The organism is Alteriqipengyuania lutimaris, assembly GCF_003363135.1.
GTDB lineage: Bacteria > Pseudomonadota > Alphaproteobacteria > Sphingomonadales > Sphingomonadaceae > Alteriqipengyuania > Alteriqipengyuania lutimaris.
The window spans coordinates 1,182,263-1,205,488 of the sequence record NZ_QRBB01000001.1; the positions used below are offsets into that span (position 1 = coordinate 1,182,263).

At 66.3% G+C, this 23,226-nt stretch carries 15 protein-coding genes; 11 read left to right on the forward strand and 4 right to left on the reverse strand.

Annotation, left to right across the window (positions count from 1 at the left end; all coding sequences use genetic code 11):
• Positions 1–97: 97 nt before the first annotated feature.
• Positions 98–1,606: a tryptophan halogenase family protein gene (locus DL238_RS05850; protein WP_115491404.1), complete on the reverse strand. Its 1,509-nt coding sequence runs from the start codon at positions 1,604–1,606 to the stop codon at positions 98–100.
• 158 nt (positions 1,607–1,764) lie between these two features.
• Between DL238_RS05850 and DL238_RS05855 the strand changes: the two genes are divergently transcribed.
• The 10 genes from DL238_RS05855 (at position 1,765) to eda (ending at position 17,236) form a co-directional block, all read left to right on the forward strand.
• A complete protein-coding gene (locus DL238_RS05855) occupies positions 1,765–4,920 on the forward strand; it encodes a TonB-dependent receptor (protein WP_234030980.1) in 3,156 nt (1,051 codons plus the stop codon).
• A gap of 198 nt (positions 4,921–5,118) precedes the next feature.
• Positions 5,119–6,174: a LacI family DNA-binding transcriptional regulator gene (locus tag DL238_RS05860; protein WP_115491406.1), complete on the forward strand. Its 1,056-nt coding sequence runs from the start codon at positions 5,119–5,121 to the stop codon at positions 6,172–6,174.
• The gene (locus DL238_RS05865; RefSeq protein ID WP_115491407.1) at positions 6,171–7,391 is read left to right on the forward strand and encodes an MFS transporter; all 1,221 of its coding nucleotides are present in this window, start codon (positions 6,171–6,173) and stop codon (positions 7,389–7,391) included. The genes DL238_RS05860 and DL238_RS05865 overlap by 4 nt, the downstream gene beginning before the upstream one ends.
• A 76-nt stretch (positions 7,392–7,467) precedes the next feature.
• Positions 7,468–9,867, forward strand: a complete 2,400-nt coding sequence (locus DL238_RS05870; RefSeq protein WP_234030981.1) for a glycoside hydrolase family 3 protein — start codon at positions 7,468–7,470, stop codon at positions 9,865–9,867.
• Between the two features lie 89 nt (positions 9,868–9,956).
• Positions 9,957–11,543, forward strand: a complete 1,587-nt coding sequence (locus DL238_RS05875; protein WP_115491409.1) for a sodium:solute symporter family transporter — start codon at positions 9,957–9,959, stop codon at positions 11,541–11,543.
• Between the two features lie 112 nt (positions 11,544–11,655).
• A complete protein-coding gene (zwf, locus tag DL238_RS05880) occupies positions 11,656–13,101 on the forward strand; it encodes a glucose-6-phosphate dehydrogenase (RefSeq protein ID WP_115491410.1) in 1,446 nt (481 codons plus the stop codon).
• Positions 13,094–13,807 (forward strand): 6-phosphogluconolactonase, encoded by a 714-nt coding sequence (gene pgl, locus DL238_RS05885; protein ID WP_115491411.1) that lies wholly within the window; start codon positions 13,094–13,096, stop codon positions 13,805–13,807. Before zwf ends, pgl begins: the two co-directional genes overlap by 8 nt.
• The gene (gene edd / locus DL238_RS05890) at positions 13,804–15,639 is read left to right on the forward strand and encodes a phosphogluconate dehydratase (protein WP_115491412.1); all 1,836 of its coding nucleotides are present in this window, start codon (positions 13,804–13,806) and stop codon (positions 15,637–15,639) included. The genes pgl and edd overlap by 4 nt, the downstream gene beginning before the upstream one ends.
• Positions 15,636–16,625, forward strand: a complete 990-nt coding sequence (glk, locus tag DL238_RS05895) for a glucokinase (RefSeq protein ID WP_115491413.1) — start codon at positions 15,636–15,638, stop codon at positions 16,623–16,625. Before edd ends, glk begins: the two co-directional genes overlap by 4 nt.
• Positions 16,622–17,236 carry a bifunctional 4-hydroxy-2-oxoglutarate aldolase/2-dehydro-3-deoxy-phosphogluconate aldolase gene (eda, locus tag DL238_RS05900; RefSeq protein ID WP_115491414.1) on the forward strand — a complete coding sequence of 205 codons (615 nt, stop codon included), beginning with the start codon at positions 16,622–16,624 and terminating at the stop codon, positions 17,234–17,236. The genes glk and eda overlap by 4 nt, the downstream gene beginning before the upstream one ends.
• On the opposite strand, the gene DL238_RS05905 is transcribed toward eda, so the two are convergent.
• Entirely contained in the window at positions 17,233–19,233 is a 2,001-nt protein-coding gene (locus tag DL238_RS05905; protein ID WP_115491415.1) for a RiPP maturation radical SAM C-methyltransferase, read from the reverse strand. The two genes, eda and DL238_RS05905, sit on opposite strands and share 4 nt — an antisense overlap.
• A 121-nt stretch (positions 19,234–19,354) precedes the next feature.
• On the opposite strand from DL238_RS05905, the gene DL238_RS05910 reads away from it, so the two are divergent.
• The gene (locus tag DL238_RS05910) at positions 19,355–20,953 is read left to right on the forward strand and encodes a serine hydrolase domain-containing protein (RefSeq protein ID WP_115491416.1); all 1,599 of its coding nucleotides are present in this window, start codon (positions 19,355–19,357) and stop codon (positions 20,951–20,953) included.
• Here the strand turns inward: DL238_RS05910 and DL238_RS05915 are convergent.
• Entirely contained in the window at positions 20,937–22,772 is a 1,836-nt protein-coding gene (locus DL238_RS05915) for an ABC transporter ATP-binding protein (RefSeq protein ID WP_115491417.1), read from the reverse strand. The genes DL238_RS05910 and DL238_RS05915 overlap by 17 nt on opposite strands.
• A 121-nt stretch (positions 22,773–22,893) precedes the next feature.
• Positions 22,894–23,196, reverse strand: coding sequence for a DUF6072 family protein (locus DL238_RS05920; protein ID WP_115491418.1), 303 nt, complete (start codon positions 23,194–23,196; stop codon positions 22,894–22,896).
• Positions 23,197–23,226 lie beyond the last annotated feature (30 nt).

The following is a 23,226-nucleotide window of genomic DNA, read 5'->3' on the forward strand; positions in this document are numbered from 1 at the left end:
GTGCGCCGCACTCAACGGCATGGATCTGCTGTCGATCGGCGCTGTCGAGGGCGGTGAACCTGCTCCCAGCGAATGTTTCAATCGGCTGCGGCGTTCCTCATACGGCCTGCGCAGGGCAATAGCGGGCCAGATATTCGGCATGAGCGGGCATGTGACCGACGAGGTAGCGGATCGAATTTTCCATCTCGTCGAATTCCTGCCTGTAGTCGGTGACGGACATTGTTTGCGCGATGGGGCTGTGGCCGCCCATTTCGATGCCCTGGCCCAGCATGACGGCTGCCCAGCTGGTCTCGGTGAACAGCTCGTCCTCCTCGCGGAAAATCTGGCCGTTGCTGCGGAACAGATCGATTTTCTCCAGCAGCGTATCGGGCACGTCCATCGTGCGGACGTGGTTCCAGAAGGGGCTGTCGTCGCGCCGGGTGGCATTGTAATGCAGGACCAGGAAGTCCCGGATACGCGCATATTCCTTGGCGGTCAGGCGGTTGAAGGCGTCCTCCTGCGTCTGCGTGATCCCATCGAGCGACAGGATCGCGATCAGCTTGTTGATCCCGGTGTTAACGAGGTGGATCGAGGTCGATTCCAGCGGTTCCATGAAGCCTGCCGCGAGCCCCAGTGCCACGACGTTCCTGTTCCAGAACTTCTTGCGCCGCCCGGTGACGAAGCGCAGGAAATTGGGGTCGGCCTGCGGCTTGCCCGCGATGTTTGCGGTCAGGATGTCGAGCGCTTCGTCGTCCTGCATATATTCGCTGCAATAGACGTGGCCGTTTCCGTTGCGGGTCTGCAGCGGGACCTGCCACTGCCAGCCTGCGCTGTGCGCGGTCGCCTTGGTGAAAGGTGCCGGAGGGCTGCCGTCCTCGCGCGCGCAAGGCAGAGCCACCGCCCGGTCGCAGGGGAGATAGTGGCGCCAGTCCTCGTATCCGGTTTCGAGCGCCTGCTCGATCAGCAGCCCGCGAAAGCCCGAGCAGTCGACGAAGAGGTCGCCCGCCATTTCGGTGCCGTCGTCCATCGTGACCGAGCGGACGAAACCCGATGCGCCGTCGAGCGTGGTGTCGCTCACCCTGCCTTCGCGCCGCACCACGCCGCGCTTTTCGGCGTAGCCACGCAGAAAGGCCGCATAGCGGGTCGCATCGAGGTGATAGGCGTAGTTCATCGGTGGGAGATCGTCGCGCTCGTAATCCTGCGTACGCGCAAACTTCCCGAAATACGCCGCCATCGTTTCGAGGTTGAAGACCTGCAGCGGACGCTTGTCGCCCTCGCTTTTGGCGCGGTGCCAGACCTGGTGGAACGAGAGTCCGTCCAGCTGGTAGCCGTAGTTGCCGAAGGGATGGAGATAGGTCTCGCCGACGTTCCCCCAGTTGGCGAATTGGATGCCCAGTTTGAATGTGGCCTGCGTGGCCGCCATCATTTCGCGTTCGTCGATTCCGAGAAGTTGATTAAATTCGCGCATGGGAGGAATGGTGGCTTCCCCGACGCCGACCGTGCCGATCTGTTCGGATTCGATAAGCGTGACGCAAACCCTGCGGCTTTCCGACAGGCGGGAGAGCGCCGCGGCCGCCATCCAGCCCGCGGTGCCCCCGCCGACGATCACGATTTTCTCGATAGCCATCGATCCGCTTCTCTCACATCCCTCGGCGCAAATCGATAGCACGGTGCCGCACGATGTGAACGTTCATTTTCCCTTGTGAACGCTCACAACACGGGATATGCGGCCCCCCTTTGATGGAGTCGGTCCTCAAGCCGGCCCGCGACCCGAGGGAGGAAATCTTGACCAACACGCAGATCCGTGCGCCGCGCCAGTCCTGGCGCTCCTTCGCCCTGATGACGGTTTCCGGCATCGCGCTGACCAGCATCGCGCAGCCCGCCTTCGCGCAGGATGCCGCGCAGCCCGCAGGCGAAGACGAGCGCGAGACCGAAGCCGGCACGCCCGAAGAGGTGGCCGACCAGGAAAACGTCATTATCGTCTCCGGCTTCAGGGCCTCGCTCAGCAGCGCGCAGAACATCAAGCGCAATGCCGACACCTTCGTCGACGTCATCACCGCAGAAGACATCGGCGCGCTTCCCGACCGATCGGTGGCCGAAGCGCTCCAGCGCGTGCCCGGCGTCAACATCAGCCGTTTCGAACAGCGCGACGACCCGGACCGCTTCTCGGTCGAAGGATCGGGCGTCATCATCCGCGGTCTGCCCTACGTGCGGTCCGAACTGAACGGACGCGACATCTTCTCGGCCAATGGTGGCCGTACGCTGAGCTTCAATGACGTGTCGCCCGAGCTGCTCGGCCGGGTCGAGGTGTTCAAGAACAACACCGCCGACATGATTGAGGGCAGCATCTCCGGCACGGTCAACCTGGTGACGCGCAAGCCGCTCGATAACCGCGGAACGAGGATCGCGGGGACGGTCGAAGCCAACTACGGCGACTTCGCCGACGAATGGTCGCCCGGTTTCTCCATCCTCGGCGCGCACAGCTTCGAGACCGACATCGGCACCTTCGGCCTCCAGGTCGGCTATGCCCAGTCCGAGCTGAAGACGCGGACCGATGCGTCGCAGGTCACCGATCCGTGCTACCGCGCGCCGACGCTCGACGGGCCCTGCATCCGCGTGCGCGCGGTGGGCGACGCAGGCTTCAGCGGCGATCCGATTTTCGGTCCGGACAACTTCCCGCCGGAAGGATCGGTCGTCGTGCCGAAGGGCGCGGGCGTGCGCACCACCGACCTGGTGCGGGATCGCAACGCCATTTCGGCGATCGGGCAGTGGGAAAGCAGCGATGAAAGCGTGCTGCTGACGCTCGAATATCTCCGCGCGGAGACCGAGGCGACGCTCGACGAATATTCGCTGCTGGCACTCGTCAACAATGATGCTCTGTTCCCGGTCCCCGCAGCGGGCACCAGCTTCACCTTCGACGAGAACGGCATCTTCGAATCGGGCACGCTGACGCAGGGCGGCGGGATCCCGACCGAAGCGCTTCGCTTCCAGCGCGAGGACGAGGCCAAGACCGAGGATTTCTCGTTCGATCTCAACGTCAATCCGAGCGACCGGCTGGGCATCAACATGGAGGTCCAGCACATCAGATCGGACCGGCAGGAGAACGGCCTGATCGGCGCGATGCAGACGTCGTCCGACATCTTCCTCGACAATAGCGGGAACGTGCCGATCGTGCAGTTCCTGCAGCCGGGTACGTCCGAATCGCCGGCATCCTATTTCAGCGATCCCGACCAGAGCTACTACTGGTTCCTCATCGACAACCAGGTCCGCAACGAGGGCGAGCTGTGGAGCATGCGCGCCGATGTCGATTACGACATCGCCGATGGCGGCGAATCCTTCTTCCGCACGGCCCGCTTCGGCGCGCGCTGGTCGGACCGCAATCGCGTGACCCGCACCACGAACTTCTCCAACTGGGGCAACCTGTCCGCTCCCTGGACCGGGGGCGGTGCGGTCTACGCCGACGACTATCCCGCCTCGCAGCTGCGCAGTCCCTTCGTCGACTTCCAGCGCGGCAACGTGCCGGTGCCGGCGGGCGACGGATCGGCCTTCTTCTTCGGCGGCGACGATCTGGTCGACGAATATCTCAGCGGCCTGACCGAGGAGCAGGCGCGCGAACTCAACGCACGTTCGCAGACGCCCAACCCGTTCATCCCGATCTACGCACGGAACGACCTCGTCGACGGTACGCCGTACCGTGCCGGTGAGATCTCCAACGTCGATGAAAGCAGTTTCGCCGCCTATGGCCGGCTCGACTTCGGCTCATACGATTTCCTTGGCAACGGCTGGGATCTGCAGGGCAATATCGGGGTCCGCTATGTCCGCACCAGTGTCAATTCGGGCGGTTCGATCGGCTTCCCGTCCTCTCAGGGCTTCGAGCTGACGCCGAGCGGAGAGATCGATTTCGCAGCGACCTGTTCTGACCTTGCGGATGCGCCGGGCGGCATTCCCGGGTTCTGCCAGCTTTCGCCAGAACGCCAGGCACAGTTTGCCGCAGTGTTCGATAACCCGACGATCAACGATTCTGCCGCCGCAGAATTCGATTACTGGCTGCCGAGCTTCAATGCGAAGCTCGACGTCGGCGGCGGTCTGCTGTTCCGTGTGGGCGCGTCGAAAGGCATCTTCCGGCCCGATCTGGCGCTTTACCGGACGGGCGGCGTCATCGGTGACAACACCAATACGCTTCGTCAGGAAGGGACACTGGAAACCGGTCCGCTGTTTGCGCTGGACACCGGCAACAGGCTTCTCACTGCGACGGAGAGCTGGAACTACGATCTTTCGGTCGAATACTATTTCAGCCAGGTCGGATCGCTTACGGTCTCCGCATTCCTCAAGGATCTCTCGGGCATCGTGAACGCCGGTGCCACAACCCGCAGCTTCACGACGCCGGACGGGGTTGATTTCGATGTCAGGATCGACGGTCCCGACAACACCAGCAGCGGCATCCTGAAGGGCGTCGAAGTGGCCTATCAGCACACCTTCGATTTCCTGCCTTCGCCGCTCGACGGGCTCGGTACGCAGCTGACATATACCTATGTCGATGCGGGCGATTTCACGAACCCCGATCTCGACGGCAACCGCAGCCTCTTCGCAGAGTTCGTGCCGCTGGCCGGTGTTTCGAAGCACACGGTGAACGCGACGGTGTTCTACGAGAAGGGTCCGCTCTCGGCGCGCGCCGCGTATAACTGGCGTTCGGAATACCTCCAGACGCCGCGCGACGTGATCTTCCCCTTCTCGCCGATCTATGGCGAGGCGACGGGGCAGCTCGACGCGTCGATCTTCTTCTCGGTCACCGACGACATCAAGATCGGCGTCCAGGGCGTGAACCTGCTCGACGAGATCACCCGCACCTCGCAGGTGATCGATTTCGACGGGACCCGGGTCACGCGATCGGCCTTCCGCAACGATCGCCGCTACACCTTCATCGCGCGCTTCGACTTCTAGCAGCGCGGCGGAAGCAGCATGACGGAGCGGGCCTTTGCACGACGCGAAGGCCCGCTCCTGTCGTATCGGCACGGCAGGCCTCAAGACGGGGCCACGGCACGGATTTCAGGCAGCGCGTGGACGCCGATACGTCTTGCGGCTGGCAATGCGCGCGCGAAGGCGATAGCCAGCCTGCCTGATCCTGGGGGTTGATATCGGATGGCGAGGCGGCGCCAAGCAGTTACGATCAAGCATGTGGCGGCCGATGCGGGCGTGAGCCTGCAGACGGTCAGCCGAGTCATCAATCGCGAGCCCAGCGTCCGCCCGGAAATGCAGGAGCGGGTGCAGGCCTCGATCGACAAGCTGGGTTACGTCCCCTCGATCGCGGCGCAGCGGATGAGCGGGTCGCGATCCTACCTGATCCTGGCGCTCAACGATCGCGAGCGGACCATCGGCGACTGGACCGCCCGTCAGGGGAGCGACTGGGTCGACCAGATGCTGCTCGGCGGGATGCTCAAATGCGCCGAGCACGGGTACCGGATGATCATCGAACTGGTCGACACGCACAACGACCATGTCGAGCGTGAAATCAACGCCGCGCTCGTCGCGCTCCAGCCCGACGGGATCATCCTCACCCCGCCGCACTCGGACGATCCGCTCATCACCGGACTGCTGGACGAGCGGGGCATTCCCTTCGCGCGCATCGGTTCGATGGGCAATGGCTGCGGCATTCCGCTGATCATGGGAGACGAGGGTGCCGCGCGCCTGGCCACCGATCACCTGCTGGGGCTGGGGCACACGCGCATCGGCTTCATCACCGGGGCGCAAGGCTACGAACTGAGCAAGTGGCGCGCCGCCGGGTGGCGCGCCGCGATGGCCGACGCCGGCCTCGCGATCGAGGGCCTGTGCGAAGAGGGCGACTTCACCTTCGCCTCCGGCCTGAGCGCGGCGCGCAAGCTGCTCGCCCGCGAGCCGCGTGCGACCGCGATTGTCGCGAGCAACGACCAGATGGCGCTCGCAGCGATCGACGCGGCGACAGAGGTGGGCTTGACCGTTCCCCAGGATCTGTCCGTCGTCAGCTTCGACAACACGCCGATCGCCATGTTCAATGAGCCTGCGCTGACGGCGATCGACCAGCCCATCGCCGCGACCGTCGCCCGCGCCGTCGAACTGATCATCGCCGCAAATCGGGGCGGGGAATTGCCGACCGCGCCCGAAGTGGTCGAGGCGGATATCATTTTGCGCAAATCGACCGCGCCCGTGACCCGCGAATGACGGCTGAGGCTGACCAGGGGGCCGGGGCGGAGCGCGGCCAGCAGGCGACGCGCTTCCTGCTGCTCTATGCTCTGGCGGCAGCCGGCGGCGCGATCGCCTATGTGCCGTTCCTGACGATCCTGCTGCCGATCCAGGTCACCACGCTCGCCGCCGACGCGGACGTCGCGTGGCTTGCTTACGCCACGTTCACAGGGGCGGTCGCCGCGAGCCTCGCCAACATCGCGTTCGGGTGGCTGAGCGACCGGACGCGGACGCGCCGAAAGTGGATCGTTGCGGGCCTTGTCGTGTCGTCCGTTCTGCTCGTCCTGACTTCGCGAGTCGAGAATGTCGGCTGGCTTATCGTCCTGGTCGCGGTGTGGCAGGTGGCGCTCAACATGATGCTCGCTCCGCTCGCCGCATGGGCAGGCGATTCGATTCCCGACGGCCAGAAGGGAACGCTGGGCGGGCTGCTGTCCTTTTCGCCTGCCGCTGGCGCGCTGGCGGCTGCGTTCATCACCCTGCCGGGCTTCGCGGGCCCCGAAGGACGGCTCTGGCTCGTCGCCGCGCTCGTGGCGCTCTGCGTCCTGCCCGCCGTCCTGATCGGCCACCCCAGGCGTCTGCCGCATCTCGCCCCCGAGGCGCCCGGCGGCCATGCGGCGGAACCGGTCCGGCGCGAGCGGTCGCGCATCGTCGTGGTGCGCATGTGGCTGGCACGCCTGCTCGTCCAGACCTGCGAGGCGGCGCTCTTCGCCTTCCTGTATTTCTGGTTCCGGACCGTCGACCCGGCGATGACCGATGCGCGGGTCGCACAGATCTTCAGCGCGATCCTGATCGTGTCGGTCCCGCTCGCGATTGCGATCGGTCGCTGGACGGACGTGCATGCAAGGCCGTTCCTGCCGCTGTGCGTCACGGCCGCCTGCTCGACCGTAGGCCTCGTGATGATGGCCCTGTCGACCTCGCTGGGCGGGGCGGTGACCGGCTATCTCCTGTTCGGCGTCACGGCATCGGTCTTTCTCTCGCTGCATACGGGCCAGACGCTGCGGGTGCTGCCGCAGCCGCGCAATCGCGGGCGCGACCTCGGCATTTTCAATCTCACCAACACCGGCCCGTCGCTGATCATGCCGTGGCTGGCGCTGGCCATGATACCGGTCTTCGGCTTCGCCGGACTGTTCTTCGTCCTCGCCGGCTGCGCGCTGCTCGCGGCGCTCCTGCTGATGAATTTGCCCCGTCAGTCCTAGCCGCTTGCAATCGCAAAGCGGGAATGCAAGAAGCCCTTTGAGAACGTTCACACGGCCCCAGTGAGAGGCCGGGAGCATGCGAGGGATTGGAATGCGGGTCGGGATTTTTGCAGCAATTGGTGCACTGCTGGCGACGGGCTGCACGCCTGCGCAGATCGGGACGACGGCACCGGCAATCACACCTCAAGCGGCGCCGGAAACGGACGAGGACGTGCGCGTCGCCGACCTGCTGTCGCGCATGTCGCTCGAACGCAAGGTCGCGCAGCTGATCCAGCCGCAGATCAACTCCTTCACGCCCGAGGATATGGCGCGCTACCGCTTCGGCAGCTACCTCAACGGCGGCAATGGCGGGCCCTACGGCGACGAGTTCGCGCCCGCGTCCGAGTGGCTGCGCTACGCCGACGAAATGTATCGCGCCTCGATCCGTCCGCTGCCGGGCGACGAACCGGTGATCCCGACGATCTGGGGCACCGACGCGGTCCACGGGCACACGAACGTGCCGGGCGCGACGATCTTCCCGCACAATATCGGGCTGGGCGCGACGCGCGACGCCGATCTGGTCCGCCGCATCGGCGCGGCGACCGCGGCCGAAATCGAGGTTACGGGGATCGACTGGAATTTCTCCCCCACCGTGGCCGTCGCGCGCGACGATCGCTGGGGTCGCACCTACGAAAGCTATTCCGAAAACCCGCGCATCGTCGCCGAGATGGGCGCCGCGCTGGTCGAGGGGCTGCAGGGTAAGCCCGGAACCGACGACTATCTGGGGGCAGGCCGCGTGGCCGCGACGGCCAAGCACTTCTTCGCCGATGGCGGGACCGACCAGGGCGTCGACCAGGGCGACGTCAATGGCGATATCGAAGCGCTCAAGGCCATTCACGCCGTCCCATACCCGGCTGCGATCGACGCCGGCGTCGAAGTGATCATGGCCAGCTTCAACTCCATCAACGGCGTCAAGATGCATGGCAACCGCGCCCTCCTGACCGGGGTTCTGCGCGAGGAAATGGGCTTCGAAGGCGTCGTCGTGGGCGACTGGAACGCGCACGGCCAGATCGCCGGATGCAGCGTGGACGATTGCCCGCAGGCGCTGCTGGCCGGGCTCGACATCTACATGGTGCCCGACGACTGGAAGGGCCTGCTCGAAAATCTCGTCGCGCAGGTCGAGGACGGGACGATCCCGATGGCGAAGCTCGATGAAGCGGTCGGGCGCGTGCTGCGGCTGAAGCTTCGCCTCGGGCTGCTGGAAGAGGGCGCGCCTTTGCCCTCGCAGCGCGCCAATGCAGGCGACGACGCGCTGCTCGGCTCGTCCGAACATCGTGCCTTGGCGCGCGAAGCGGTGGCGAAATCGCAGGTCATTCTCAAGAACGACGGTGTCCTTCCGTTGAAGGAGGGCGCGAAGATCGTCGTCGCCGGTAGCGCCGCAGACGACATCGCAACGGCCGCCGGTGGCTGGACGCTGACCTGGCAGGGCGGGGGCGAGCTCGACAATTCGTATTTCCCCAACGCCACGTCGATCGCGGCGGCCATCGCCGACGAAGCGCGCGCACAGGGCGGCTCGGCCACCTATGCGCCCGACGGCGAGACCGCGGGCGGGGATTACGATGCGGCGGTGGTCGTGTTCGGCGAGGAGCCTTATGCGGAGTTCGTCGGCGATCGCAAAACGCTGGTCCTCGAAGATAGCGAAGGCCTCGATCTCATTCGCAAGTTCAACGCTGCGGGCACGCCGGTGGTGGCGGTGTTCCTCTCGGGCCGTCCGATGTGGATGAACCGCGAGCTCAATGCCGCCGATGCATTCGTCGCCGCATGGCTTCCCGGCAGCGAGGGTGCGGGCGTGTCCGACATCCTGTTCGGCAGGCGCGATGCGACGGGCAGGCTCTCCTTCAGCTGGCCGGCCGAGTGCGGCGGAGCGCCGGTGAACGGGCCCGAAGGCGCGCTGTTTCCGGTCGGCTACGGGCGGGCGCTCTCCGACACCGCGCCGCTCGGTCCGCTGTCCGAGGATTGCGGCTACCTGACCCAGGGCAGCGCTGCGACATGGTACGACATGGGCCGTCTCGCGAGCGATATTTCGGCCTATGCCGGTGAAACGCGCCTGCCCAATCTGATAGGAGAGGGCGAGGGCATCGTCGCGCGGGGACTCGATCGCACGCGGCAGGAAGATGCGCGCGAGATCGCTTTCGCGCCGGGTGCAAGGCTCACCCTTTCGCAAGGCGATGGCGGTTCGGGCGACTACCGCATCCTGTACAACCTCGAGGCGCAGCCCACGGGCAAGGTGTCGCTGACGCTGGGCGAGACCACGATCGACATCACGCGCAATCTCGCGCTGAGCGCGGGCAAGGGCTGGCGCGAGATGATCATCACGCAAGACTGCATGCCCGACCTCGGCGACACGCTGTCGATCACCTCCGAGGCGGCGATGACCTTGGGAATTGCGCGGATCGTCCGGCAGAATATGCCGGAAGGCGCACAATGCTCCTTCTAGAGGCAGGCACTCGATTGCGGCGCGGGCCGCTCGGCTGAGGGATTTGAGGCAGGTCTGCGCGAAAGAGGCGCATTCTGCACGGGGGATACATGGCACTCGAGACCATCGATATCGTGATCATCGCGCTTTATGCGCTGGCCTTGCTGGGCATCGCGCTCGCGGTGTCGCGTCAGCCCAAGGGCTCGACCAAGAATACCGAGGATTATTTCCTCGCCGGGCGCGCCCTGCCTTGGTGGGCGATCGGCGCCTCGCTGATCGCGTCCAACATTTCCGCCGAGCAGATCATCGGCCAGTCGGGCCAGGGCTATGCGGTCGGCATCGCGATCGCCGCCTATGAATGGCAGGCCGCGCTGGTCCTCATCATCGTGGCCAAGTTCTTCCTCCCGATCTTTCTCAAGCGACGCATCTACACGATGCCGCAATTCCTTGCGGAGCGGTACGGCGAGGGCGTGAAGACGCTGATGAGCGTGTTCTGGGTCGCGCTTTATACCTCCGTCAACCTCACCACCGTGGTATGGCTCGGCGGGCTCGCCATCTCATCGCTCACCGGCTGGGGCGTGTTCGCGGCGATGGCGGCGCTGGCGGCGTTCGCGGCGCTCTATTCGCTCTATGGCGGGCTCAAGGCGGTCGCGCTGACCGACATCATCCAGGTCGTGATCCTGATCGTCGGCGGCTTCGCGATCACATGGATCGCGCTCGACGCGCTGGCGGGCGCGGACGGGGCCATCGCCGGGCTCGGCGTGCTCATGGAAGAGATGCCGGGCCATTTCGAGATGATCCTCGACCGGGACAATCCGGCCTATGGCGACCTGCCCGGGATCTGGACGCTGCTGGGCGGATTGTGGGTCCTCCATTTCAGCTACTGGGGCTTCAACCAGTACATCATCCAGCGGGCGCTGGGGGCGGAGAGCCTGGGCGAAGCGCAGAAGGGCCTCGCCTTCGCCGCCTTCCTCAAGCTGCTGGTGCCCTTCATCGTCGTCATCCCGGGCATCGCGGCGGTGATGCTGGCGCAGCAGGGTGCGCTGGACGGCAGCGCGCTCGCCGCGCAATCCGACCGTACCTATGGCGAACTGATGGCCTTTGCGCCCGCCGGTCTGCGCGGGCTGGTGTTCGCGGCGCTGATCGCGGCGGTGGTTTCCAGCCTCGCGTCGATGATGAACTCGATCTCGACCATCTTCACGATGGACCTCTATCGCTCGTGGAAGCCCGATCGGTCGGAGACGCATTATGTCACCGTCGGCCGGATCACCGCCTTCGCCGCGATGGCCATCGCGCTCGTCTTGGCGCGGCCCTTCCTCGGCGGCTTCGACAGCGCGTTCCAGACCGTGCAGGAATATACCGGCTTCATCGCGCCCGGCATCGTCATCGTCTTCCTGCTCGGCTTCTTCGACAGGCGCGCCAATGCCGCCGGAGCCTACACCGCGCTCATCGGCTCGGTCGCGGCGAACGTGGTGCTCAAGTTCGCGGCACCCGACATTCCCTTCATCATCCGCATCTGGATCGTCTTCGTCGTCGCGCTGGTCGCTTCGATGCTGATCTCGCGCCTGACGGGCAGGCCCCGGGAAGAGCAGACCGTGCGGCTGGGGGACATCGCCTTCGGCACGAACGCGCTGTTCAACACGCTTGCGGTGCTCGTGATCGGGATTCTCGTGGGCTTGTACGTCTGGCTGTGGTGAGGCAACCGGGCGCGGGGAACCTGCCGGTGCCGCAATGCATACCTATGCATGTGGCATCCGACACTGCCTTGCGCCTATACCCCTGCCAAAACGCGAAAGAGGTACGCACCGCATGAGCCAGTCTTCGTCCACCCTGCTGCTGTTCGGCGCGACCGGCGATCTCGCCAGGCGCATGCTGCTGCCCTCGCTCTATGCGCTGCACGAGGACGCGCTGATCGCGGAGGACCTGCGCATCGTGGGCACCGCGCGCAGCGAGATGAGCGACGCCGAATTTCGCGAGATGGCGCGAGAGGCGCTGGACGAATACCTGCCCGAAGACCGCAAGGATGAGGGCAAGATCGGCTCGTTCCTCGACCATCTGCAATACCAGCCGCTCGACGCCTCGACGATCGAGGGCTTCGACGATCTGGCCGAGAAGCTGGGCGATATCTCGGGCGGGCTGTCGATCTTCCTCTCGACCGCGCCGTTCCTGTTCGAACCGACGATCCGCGGCCTCAAGTCCGCAGGCCTCGCGGGCGACAATGTGCGCATCGGTCTCGAAAAGCCGCTGGGCAACGATCTCGCCAGTTCGCGGGTGATCAACGATGCGGTGGCGAGCGCCTTCGACGAGGACCGGATTTTCCGGATCGATCACTATCTGGGCAAGGAAACGGTGCAGAACCTGATGGCGCTGCGCTTCGCCAATGCGATGTTCGAGCCGCTGTGGAATGCCAACGGGATCGACCATGTCCAGATCACCATCAGCGAGACGGTGGGGCTGGAAGGCCGCCATGCCTTCTACGACGAGACCGGCGCACTGCGCGACATGGTCCAGAACCACATCCTGCAGCTGCTCGCGCTGATCGCGATGGAGCCTCCGGCCGACTTCGACGCGACCAGCATTCGCGACGAGAAGGTCAAGGTGCTGCGCAGCCTGCGCCCGGTCCAGCCGGACGAGATGGTGCGCGGCCAGTATGGCAGCGGCGCGGTGAACGGCGGCGCGGTCGGCGCCTACGAGGACGATCTGGGCGAGCCATCAGAGACCGAGACGTTCGTTGCGCTGAAAGCCCATGTCGAGAACTGGCGCTGGCAGGGCGTGCCCTTCTACCTGCGCACGGGCAAGCGCATGGCGGAGCGCCGCAGCGAAATCGTGGTCCAGTTCAAGAGCGTGCCGCACAACATCTTTGCCGAGCGTGGCGGGAAGCTGGCTGCGAACCGGCTGGTCATCCGGCTCCAGCCCGAAGAATACGTGCGCCTGATGGTGATGGCGAAGCAGCCCGGAATGGACCGCGACGGGGTGACCTTGCGCGAGGTCCCTCTCGACCTGTCGCTCACCCACGTCTTCGCCAAGGCGCGCAGGCGGATCGCCTACGAGCGGCTGCTGCTCGACCTGATCGACGGCGACCCGACGCTGTTCGTGCGCCGCGACGAGGTGGAAGCGCAGTGGAAATGGATCGATGCGATCCGCAAGGTGTGGAGCGAGACCGACATGAAGCCCAAGTCCTATGGCTCGGGCGGCTGGGGTCCGAGCACCTCGGTCGCGCTGACCGAACGCGACGGAGTGAGCTGGCATGAGTGACGAAACGCGCCTCTCGCGGCCCGAGGGATGGCACGAATTCGCCGACAATGCTGCGATGGCTGCGGCCTGCGCGGATCGGGTGAGCGCGATCATCGCGGATGCGATCGCGGATCGCGGCGAGGCGGTGGTCGCCTTTCCGGGCGGATCGACCCCGGTCGCCGCCTTCGAGCTGCTGAAAGAGCGTCCGCTCGACTGGGAGAAGGTGACGATCCTGCCGGGCGACGATCGCATGGTCGATCACACCGACAAGCTTTCCAACTTCGCCATGCTCGAAGCGCATTTCGGCGCTACGGCTGCGCGCCTCGTGCCGCTGGTGGGCAAGGGGGAGAAGGCTCTCGCGGACGCGGCCCCCGTGAACGAGAGGCTGAGCGCACTGGCGTGGCCGCTCGACCTCGCATGGCTCGGCGCGGGCGGCGACGGGCACACCGCGTCGATCTTTCCCGGCCCCGACTACCGCACGGCATTGACCACGAAGGCGCGCGCGCTGAAAGTGACGCCCGACCCCTTGCCGCCCGAAGCGCCCGTTGCGCGGATCACCTTGAGCGCGGCCTCGATCCGATCGGCGCGCCATCGGATGGTGTCCATCCGCGGCGGCGACAAGCGCGACGTACTGCTCGCCGCCCTGTCCGACGGGAGCGAGAGCCCCTACCCGGTGGGTGTGGTGCTCGATTCCTCGCCCGCCGAATTCTACTGGAGCCCGGCATGATGCTGAACGACACGATCGCCAAGGTTACCGAACGCATCGTCGAACGCTCGCGCGAAGGCCGCCGACGTTACCTCGACCTGATCGACCGCCAGCGCGACGAGGGCGTGCATCGCCCGACGCTGAGCTGCGGCAACCTCGCCCACGGTTTCGCCGCGAGCGGAGAGGACAAGGCGACGATCCGCGGCGGCAACGCGATGAACATCGGCATCGTCACCGCCTATAACGACATGCTCAGCGCGCATCAGCCGTACGGCCGCTACCCCGAGCAGATGAAGATCTTCGCGCGCGAGCGCGGCGCCACCGCGCAGGTTGCGGGCGGCGTGCCCGCGATGTGCGACGGCGTGACGCAGGGGCAGGATTCGATGGAGCTCTCGCTGTTCAGCCGCGACGTGATCGCGATGGGCACCGCGGTCGGTCTGTCGCATGGCATGTTCGAAGGCGCGCTGCTGCTGGGCATCTGCGACAAGATCGTGCCCGGCCTGCTGATCGGGACGCTGCGCTTCGGCCACCTGCCCACGATCCTCGTCCCCGCAGGCCCGATGCCATCGGGCCTCGCCAACAAGGAGAAGATCCGCGTCCGCCAGCTCTATGCCGAGGGGAAGGTAGGCGAGAAGGAGCTGATGGATGCCGAGTCCGCCAGCTATCACGGCGCGGGCACCTGTACTTTCTACGGCACCGCCAATTCCAACCAGATGATGATGGAAATGATGGGGCTGCACATGCCCGGTTCCAGCTTCGTCAATCCGGGCAACAAGCTGCGGCAGGAGCTGACGCGCGCGGCTGTCCACCGGGTGACGGAGATCGGTTGGGCCAAGGACGGACAGGCAAACGATGATTATCGCGCGCTCGGCCATTGCATCGACGAAAAGGCGATCGTGAACGCGGTCGTCGGCCTGCTCGCCACCGGCGGATCGACCAATCACGTGATCCACCTGCCTGCCATCGCGCGCGCGGCGGGCATCATCCTCGACTGGGACGACATGGACGAATTGAGCGACGTCGTCCCGCTGATCGCCAGCGTCTATCCCAACGGCGCGGGCGACATAAACTACTTCCACGCCGCAGGCGGCATGCCCTACGTCATCCGCGAACTGCTGGGCGCCGGGCTGGCGCACGACGATATCCTGACGGTCTACGGCAAGTCGCTGTCCGAGGGGGCCCGCGAGCCGGTGATGGATGGCGACACCCTCGTCTGGAAACCCGCCGCAGAGGAAAGCCGCGACGACACATTGCTCAAGCCCGTGTCCGATCCCTTCCGCAAGGATGGCGGCCTCGCGCTGCTGCAAGGCAATCTCGGCCGTGCGACGATGAAGGTCAGCGCGGTCGATCCCGAGCGCCACACGATCGAGGCACCCGCGCGCGTCTTTTCCGACCAACACGCCGTGGCCGAAGCCTTCAAGTCGGGCGAGCTCGATCGCGACGTGGTGGTGATCCTGCGCTTCCAGGGCCCGGCTGCCAACGGGATGCCCGAACTGCACAAGCTGACCTCGCCCTTGGGCGTGATCCAGGATCGCGGCTACAAGGTCGCGCTGGTCACCGACGGACGCATGTCGGGAGCGAGCGGCAAGGTGCCCTCCGCCATCCACGTCTCGCCCGAGGCGTTCCACGGCGGCCCGCTGGGCAAGGTGCAGGACGGAGACGTGGTTCGCGTGTGCGCGACCACCGGCACGCTCGAGGCACTGGTCGACGAGCGCGAATGGGATGCGCGCGAACAGGCGAGCCCGCCGCCGCCCGCACTGGGCACGGGGCGCGAGCTCTTCGCTATGCTGCGCCACCACAGCGACCCGGCGGAAAAGGGCGGCAGCGCTATGCTGGCGGAGGCCGGTCTGTGATCGAGCGGCCGGACCGCATCGTTGCGGTCGATATCGGGGGCACCCACGCCCGCTTCGTCATCGCCAGCTTCGATGCCGAGGGCACGATCACGCTGGGCGAGCCGGTCACCCTGAAGACCGAGGACCACGCCAGCTTCCAGACCGCGTGGGAAGATTTCGGCTCGATGCAGGAGGGCGACCTGCCCCGCGCGGTCGCCATCGCGGTAGCCGGGCCGGTCGGCGGAGAGGTGATCCGCTTCACCAACAACCCGTGGCTCATCCGCCCCGCGCTGGTGAAGTCGAAGCTGAACGTCGACGCCTTTACCATCGTCAACGATTTCGGCGCGGTCGGCCATGCGGTCGCGCGCGCGCAGGACAGCGATTTCCTCCACCTGACCGGGCCGGACCAGCCACTGGCGAGCGAGGGGACGATCAGCATCGTCGGCCCGGGCACCGGGCTCGGCGTGGCGCAGATCTATCGCGACGGACATGGCGGCTACCGCGTCCAGGCGACCGAGGGCGGCCATATCGACTTCGCCCCGCACGACATGATCGAGGACGCTATCCTCGCGCGGCTGCGCAAGCGGCATAATCGCGTGTCGGTGGAACGCGTCGTCTCGGGCCCCGCGATCGTCGATATCTACGCAACGCTCGCCCGGATGGAGAGCCGCGGCGTGATCGAGGAGGACGACCGCACGATCTGGCAGGCGGGCATGTCGGGGGAAGACAGCCTCGCTGCGGCGGCGGTCGACCGGTTCTGCCTCTCGCTCGGCAGCGTGGCGGGCGACATCGCGCTCGCGCAGGGGGGCTTTGGCGGCGTGGTCATCGCGGGCGGGCTCGGCTACCGCATCCGCGATACGCTGGCCCAGTCCGGTTTTGCCGAGCGGTTCCAGGCCAAGGGCCGCTTCCAGACGCTGATGTCGACCATTCCGGTCAAGATCATTACCCATCCCCAGCCCGGCCTGTTCGGCGCGGCAGCGGCCTTCGCCAAGGAGCATTTCGTATGAAACCGATCGAGCAGCTGATGCGCACCGCCCCGGTGATCCCCGTCCTGGTGGTAGAAGATGCGAGCGACGCGGTCCCGATGGCCGAGGCGCTGGTGGCAGGCGGCCTGCGCGTTCTGGAAGTGACCTTGCGCACGCCCGCCGCGCTCGATGCGATCCGCGCGATGCGCGGCGTCGAGGGGGCGATCGTGGGTGCGGGCACCGTCACCAACCAGGCTCAGTTGCAGGATGCGATCGATGCGGGGAGCGAATTCATCGTCTCGCCCGGCCTCACCGAAACGCTCGGCCGTGCAGCCGTGCGGGAAGAGATTCCCTTCCTCCCCGGAATCGCCAATGCGGGCGATATCATGCGCGGGCTCGACCTCGGGCTGAGCCACTTCAAGTTCTTCCCTGCCGAAACCAACGGCGGGATGGCCGCGCTCAAGGCGCTTGCCGGGCCGTTCGGCGATGTCAAATTCTGCCCCACCGGCGGCATCAGGCAGGAAACGGCGGCGGACTGGCTCGCGCTCGATCCGGTCCTGTGCGTGGGCGGAAGCTGGCTCGTGGGCAAGTCCCCGCTCGACTTCGCCGCGACCCGGCAGCGGGCCGAAGACGCCGCCGCACTCGCGCGCTAGGCGGGCAATCCGTCGACGGCCGCAAGGCTGGCGGCCGCATTGTCCGGGTGGCGCATCATGGCCCAGCGATCCATGTCGACATAGCCGCCGGGAAAGTCCTCCTGCGCGTCGGGGATCGGCGTGACCCGGTTCATCACCAGGCTCATCACATTGCCCTTCTGGCGCAGAACCAGTCCCCTTGCATCGAGCCATTCGAGCGCGCTTGCCACGCTCTGGGCATCGGCGAATTCTGCCAGCGCCGCGTCGGACCGCATCGCTTCGGTCGCTTCGAGTATCTGCACTTCCAGATCGCCGGGCACGTGCCTGCCGCCGAAAGCGGGGCGGGTGTCGTCGATGACCCGCCGGCCCTCGGCGTCGGTCGCCCAGAGCAGGCTCGGCCGCGCCTCGTGCGGCAAGAGCCATGCCCTGTTCCATAGCGCGATCAGGCGCACGGTCTCGCGCAGGCCTGGCCTTTCGCGCAGCACCTCGGCGGCGGGGCGGCGGCGCGCGTCCTGATGGTAATAGGCGAGGTCGGCCAGGTCGCGGGCCGACACGGGGTAGACCGCGCGGTAGCTTTCGAATGGCTCCAGTTTGAGCCCGAATTCGGCCGAGCGCATGTGGTAGGGGCTGAAACGGTGGAACTGTATCCGGTCGATGCCGGGGGGCTGGAGATGGCTGACGCGCGGCAGCCAGCCGGCCATTTCGGCGTACCAGGCGTCCTGTTCCCCCGGCACGTCCCACAGGAAGTTCCAGGTGATGAAGATGCCGAGCTCGCGCGCCCATTTGAGCAGCCGCAGGTTGATGAGCGCGGTGGTGCCCTTGTCGATCAGCCGCAGGATTTCGTCGTGCATGTTCTCGATTCCCGGCTGCAACCGGCGCACGCCTGCCGACGCGAGCACTTCGAGGTGGGGGCGCCGCAGGTTGGCCTTGGTCTCGTAAAACAGGTTGTAGGTCTCGGGCCGTTCGAGGCGCGGGAGCAGGGTCTGGATGTACGAAAGGTCGAGGATGTTATCGACCACGTTGAAGCGGGTGATCCCGTAACGCTCGGCAAGCCCGTCGAATTCCTCGAGAACGCGGTCGGCGGGTTTGGAGCGAAAGGCCATGTTGCCGCCGTTGAGCCCGCAGAACGTGCAATGGTGCTTGGCCCCCCACCAGCAGCCGCGCGAGGTTTCCATGGCGAGGCCCGGCACGACGCACTCGGCCAGCGGCGAGGACGCCAGGGCGGAGAAGTAATCGTCGAAATCGGGGGTCGGGGTCCGCTCCATGTCGGGGATCGAGACGCGCGGCGCCTTGGCGGAGTCGCCCAGCGCAGGATGGCGGCCGTCGATCACGCCATAGGGCAGCGGTTCGTCGCCGATCGACCCGTCGAGCGCGCGGCGGCACAGCTCCGGCAGCAGCAGGTCGGCTTCGCCCGAGACGACGTAATCGACCCAGTCGAATGCGCGTTTGGTGGCGACGCCCATAGCGCCTTCGCAATTCGCCCCGCCCAGCATCGTGACGACATGCGGCGCGAGCGTCTTGATCCGGCGGAGCAGGGCGAGCGAAGGCACGTGCTGGGTAAAGGTGGAGGTGCAGCCCACGATCCGCACATCGCGCGCGACGATGTCGCGCGCGATGCGATCGACAAACGCATCGGCCTGCGCGCGCACGCCTTCGAGCAGGTCGCGCGGATCGCCCAGCGCCGGGCTGCGCGCGATGATCGCGGCGGTGACCGGCTGGGCCATCAGGCGGTCGAGATAGCCCGGATCCTCGGGCGCATCCTCGCCGAAAGCGGCGGCCGCGAAGACCCATTCGCCGACCAGAAGTTCCTGCTTGCTGTCCGAAATGAAGCCATAGGCATCGAGCCCGATCTGCCTCGCGAAATCGAAACAGGGATAAAGGGCGGTCGCATTCATGCCTGCATTGCGCAGCGCGGCGACGAGAAGCCCCAGCGCCATCGAAGGCTGGTTGAGCGGCGGAAAGGGCATGGAGACCAATGCGATGTCGCATTGGCGGTTCATCTTCTCGACCTGTCCCATGCTTCCCCTTTCTTGGTATTTTTACCAAGTATTGCTAGAACATCATTGCCTTGAGCCCAATAATGATCGAATCATGTCGGTGCGCATCATCGATATCGATAATAAATACGAGTAGCGAAGCTTGATCAACGACGAAACGCGATTCGCTATCGATGATCTGTTTTCATCGCATGCCCGTAAAGGCTCGCCCGGCGCGGTCTGCGGCGTCGTTCAGGATGGGAAGCTGGTCTTCGCCGAGGGGTGGGGGTGGGCCCATCTCGAGCATGCGGTGCCTATGGAAACCAACACCGTCTTCCATGTAGCCTCGCTGTCGAAGCAGTTCACCGCAGTCACCGCCGCACTGGTGTGCGACGAACGCGATATCGCCTTCGACACCGACCTGCGCCATTTCGTGCCGGAAATTCCCGACGGGCCGCCGATCACTTTCCGGCATGCGATCCACCATACCAGCGGGCTGCGCGAGCAGTGGGATCTCCTGCGCCTCTCCGGCTGGCGCGACGCAGACCTCAAGACCACCGGCGATGTGCTGCGGGCCGTGGCGCGGCAGGGGGCGAACAATTTCGCGCCGGGCACGCGCTTCCAGTATATCAACACCGCCTACACGCTGGTCGCTGTCGCGCTGGAGCGGATCACGGGCGAGAGCATGCGCGCCCTTGCCGACCGGCTGATTTTCGCTCCGCTCGGCATGCGCGACACCTTCTTCCTCGACGATCACGATGAGATCGTGCCGCGCCGCGCGCAGGCCTATGCCCGGCAGGACGACGGAAGCTATCGCATCTGCGTGCCGCATTTCGAGACCGTCGGCCCGTCCAACCTGCAAAGCACGCTCGAAGATCTCGCCCGCTGGGAAGCCAACCTCGCCAATCGGGTGGTCGGCGACGGGGATCTGATCGCGCGCATGGCCTCGCCTGCGCAGTTCGCGGAGGGCGCGCGGATCGATTACGGCTACGGCCTGATCCTCGGCCATCACGGCGCCTATGCGACGCTCGAGCATGCGGGCGGCGATGCGGCATTCCGGGCCTATTACCTGCGCGTGCCCGATCACGGCCTGTCGGTCATCATCCTCGCCAATTTCCTCGAGATCAGCCCGAGCCAGATCGCGCGGCAGATCGTCGACCTGATCCTGCCCCAGCCGGACGGTGGCGCGGCCCGATCCTCCACCGCGCCGCTCGACCTCAAGCTGCACAATGTCGCCCGGATCGACGGGCTCTACCGCCACGACGAGAGCGGGGTGACCTGCGAGATATCGCTGCGCGGGGGGCAGCTGCATCTGGCGTCGAGCGGCACCGATTACGAACTGGTGCCGCTGGCCAACGGCAATTTCCGCGTGCGCGATATGGATATCGAAGTGGTGTTCGACCTGACTCGGCCCGGGCCGGCGCAATCGGTCGCGGTCCATGTCGGCGGGAACACGGTCAACCGCTGCGCGCGCGTGACCGCGACCGAGCCGAGCGACGGTGCCGAGCTGTCCGACTTCGCCGGGATCTTCGCCAGCTCCGATCTCGACGCCACCTACTCGGTCGCGCCGCGCGAGGGGGTGCTGATGGTGCGCGGGCCGCGCGGGCTGGCCATCCGGCTGCGTCCCACCCATCGCGATGCCTTCGCGGCGCTCGACACCACGATCGACGTCCAGTTCCAGCGTTCGCAGGACGGCAGCGTGTCCGGTTTCCTGCTCAGTTCCGAACGCGCGTGGAACATCCCCTTTACCCGGTCGGAGTAGGGGCAGATGCCTTGCGCTTGCGAGCGCCGGGCCGGGGAGGCGGTGCCTCGCCGCCCGTCTGCAGGGTCCAGAGCCAGGCATAGATCCCGCCCCTTGCGACGAGTTCGTCGTGCGTGCCCGTTTCCGCCACGCGTCCCCGGTCCATCACCACGATCCTGGTGGCGTTGCGGATCGTGGCGAGCCGGTGGGTGACGACCACCAGCGTCTTGTCGGGCGCCAGATCGTCGATCGTGCGGCGGATCATGTCTTCGGTCTCGTAATCGAGATGCGAGGTGATCTCGTCCAGCAGCAGCACGGGCGATCCGCGCAGGATCGTCCGCGCGATCGCCACGCGCTGGCGTTCGCCGCCCGAAAGGTGCCCGCCGCGCTCGCCCACCTGCGCGTCGAGGCTGTCGGGCGGCCGCTCGAGCAGGTCCGCCGCGCCCGCCTGCTCCATTGCCGCCCGCAGCGCATTGTCGTCCGCGTCGGGGTCGCCGTAGCGCAGGTTGTCGCGGATGGTGCCTTCGAAGAGATAGGTCTCCTGCGAGACGAGACTGATCGCCTTGCGCAGGTCCGGCAAGGAGAGATCGCGCAGGTCCACGCCGTCGAGCGTGATGCGCCCGCCGTCCGCTTCGTAGAGGCGCGCCATCAGCCGCAGCAGCGTGCTCTTGCCCGATCCGGTGCGCCCGACGATGGCGACCATTTCCCCGCGGCCGACCTCGAACGAGATGTCCCGCAGCACTTCGCGCGTTTCGTCATAGGCGAAGGAGACATCCTCCAGCGCCAGCCGCCCGCCGATATCGCCCGCTGGAAGGCGCTGCGTGCCGCCGACGATCAGCGGCTGATGGTCGAGCACTCCGGCGATCCGTCCGGCCGCATCGGTCGCTTCCTGATAGGTGCCCATCAGGCCCTGCAGATCGGCAACCGCGGCAAGCAGGTTGGGGTAGAGATACAGGATGCGCGCGAACTGTCCGCTCGTGATGCGACCGCTGCGGACGAGGCCGCCGCCCTGCGCCGTCACCAGTGCGAATGCGCCCGCGCCGATCGCCTGGGTAAGCAGGCCCGAGGTCGTGGCGAGCGAGAAGGCGTCGAAATTCGCGTCGTTCATGCGCTGCCCCGCCTTGCGCAGCCGGGCCGCCACGCGCGGTTCGGCCTGGAACAGCTTGATATCGGTAATGCCCGCAAGCAGCGACTCGAGCGCCTGGCTGTAATCGCCGCGCATCGAACCTGCCTCCGCGTAGCGCGCAGCGAGCCGCGAGCCGAGCACCATGGAGGGCGCTGCCAGCAGCGCCAGCGGTGCCGCCGCGATCAGCGTGAAACGGGGGGATACACGGACCAGCGTGAACGCGGCGAAACCGCCGGTCATCGCCTTCTCGATCAGCTGGTCGGGCAATTGCTCGATCAGGTTGCTGACGCGCTGCGTATCTTCGGTGATCAGGTTGAGCAGGTGCCCGGTGCCGTGTTCGTCGAAGAAGGCGAGGTCCTGCTCCGCAATCGAGTCGATCAGTGCGGTGCGCAGCTCGTCGCGAAATTCGAGGGCGGTCTGCCGCCAGGCTCGCCGCCGCGCATTCTGCGCGACCAGTTCCACCCCGGTCACGCTGCCCGCGGCCAGCAAAGCGCGCCCGCCGCGCTTGCCCGACTGGGTGCGGGCGGCGTCGACCGTGCCGACGAAGAGATTGCCCTGGAGAAGGTGCAGCCCGTGCGCGACTGTCGTGAGCGCGACCGGCTTGACCAGACCGCGCGCCGTGAACCGCCCGGCCTTGAGGACACGCCGCAGCGCCCGTCGCGGCGAAGGCGGCGCAAGCGGCATGCGCGTGGGCACGCGACGCGATCCGCTCATGCGCTCGTCTGCAGGAGAAACGTCATGTCGCCCGGTCCTGCCCCCCGGTCATGTCGGCCCATCAGAACACGGATGGTCGTGTCCGCAGCGCGCGGCCTGAGAACGGGTCGCCCAACGGCCTTCAGCTCTTCGTGGACTTGCGCGTCGAGGAGGTGCTTTCTTCCGCCTCTTCTTCGTCCACCTTCGGCTTGGTCAGTCCGAGATGTTCGGTCAGGTGCCGGCCCGACTGCGCCTTGACCAGCGAATTGGCGGATACCAGCGCAAGTCCGGGCAGGCCGAACATGGTGCGGGCTGCGAGACCCACGACAAGGTGCAGGCCGCCCTGCTTCAGATTGCCCCGCACGAGATGCGCGCCACCGGGCACAAGTGCCTCGCCGGCGTAGGATGTGGCAAGCTGTACGGCCTCAGTCTGTTCGTCCTTCATATCGGGCTCCTGTAGTGGTCCAGTCGTTTA